Annotated in this window: 2 protein-coding genes; both read left to right on the top strand. The window is 63.3% G+C overall.

What is annotated here, in order from left to right; translation table 11 throughout:
• Positions 1-726 (top strand): acetyl-CoA C-acyltransferase (locus JV551A3_RS26955; protein ID WP_133979254.1); only part of this gene is annotated, 726 nt, incomplete at its 5' end.
• Positions 727-911: 185 nt separating this feature from the next.
• Positions 912-1,335 (top strand): MFS transporter (locus JV551A3_RS26945; protein ID WP_167494841.1); only part of this gene is annotated, 424 nt, incomplete at its 3' end.

Here is a 1,335-nt window from a genome sequence, read left to right as displayed (position 1 = left end):
GTGGATTCCATGCCGGAAACCGCCGACAACGTGGCCGACGATTACCAGGTTTCGAGTGCTGACCAGGACGCCTTCGCCCTGCGCAGCCAGCAGAAGGCAGCTGCTGCCCAGGCCGCCGGCTTCTTCGCCGAAGAGATCGTGCCGGTGCGTATCGCGCACAAGAAGGGCGAGACCATCGTCGAGCGTGACGAGCACCTGCGCCCGGAAACCACGCTGGAAGCCCTGACCAAGCTCAAGCCGGTCAACGGCCCGGACAAGACCGTCACCGCCGGCAACGCCTCGGGCGTGAACGACGGAGCTGCGGCGTTGATCCTGGCCTCGGCCGAGGCGGTGAAGAAACACGGCCTGACCCCACGTGCCCGGGTACTGGGCATGGCCAGTGCCGGCGTTGCGCCGCGGGTGATGGGTATTGGCCCGGTGCCGGCGGTGCGCAAGCTCACCGAGCGCCTGGGTGTGGCGGTGAATGATTTCGATGTGATCGAGCTCAACGAAGCCTTTGCCAGCCAGGGGTTGGCGGTGCTGCGTGAGCTGGGTGTTGCCGATGATGCACCGCAGGTGAACCCCAACGGCGGCGCCATCGCCCTGGGTCACCCGTTGGGCATGAGCGGTGCGCGCCTGGTGCTGACTGCGCTTCACCAGCTGGAGAAGAGCGGTGGGCGTAAAGGCCTGGCGACCATGTGTGTAGGGGTTGGCCAAGGTTTGGCATTGGCCATCGAGCGGGTTTGACCTGTACTGGCCTCTTCGCGGGTAAACCCGCTCCCACAGGGAACCACGCATTCCCTGTGGGAGCGGGTTTACCCGCGAAGAGGCCGGCACATGCGTCTCAAAGCCAATTGCCAGGCAAATAGCGGAACGAGGGTGTTACCAGGTGTGTCTAGAATTACCTGCGACCCTCCAGGAGTAAACTCACCATGACCTCAGCCTATTACACCGGCGAAGAACGCAGCAAACGCATCTTCGCTATCGTTGGTGCCTCTTCAGGCAACCTGGTGGAATGGTTCGACTTCTACGTCTATGCCTTCTGCGCGATCTATTTTGCCCCGGCGTTCTTCCCCTCCGATGACCCGACCGTGCAGTTGTTGAATACCGCGGGCGTGTTTGCTGCGGGCTTTCTGATGCGACCCATCGGTGGCTGGATCTTCGGCCGCCTCGCTGACCGCCATGGTCGCAAGAATTCCCTGATGATCTCGGTGCTGATGATGTGCTTCGGCTCCCTGATGATCGCTTGCCTGCCCACCTATGCCAGCATCGGCACCTGGGCCCCGGCGCTGCTGTTGCTGGCCCGGCTGATCCAGGGCCTGTCGGTAGGCGGCGAGTACGGCACCACTGCCACCT

The organism is Pseudomonas inefficax (genome assembly GCF_900277125.1).
Taxonomy (GTDB): Bacteria; Pseudomonadota; Gammaproteobacteria; order Pseudomonadales; family Pseudomonadaceae; genus Aquipseudomonas; species Aquipseudomonas inefficax.
This window is presented reverse-complemented; position numbering and strand designations above follow the sequence as displayed.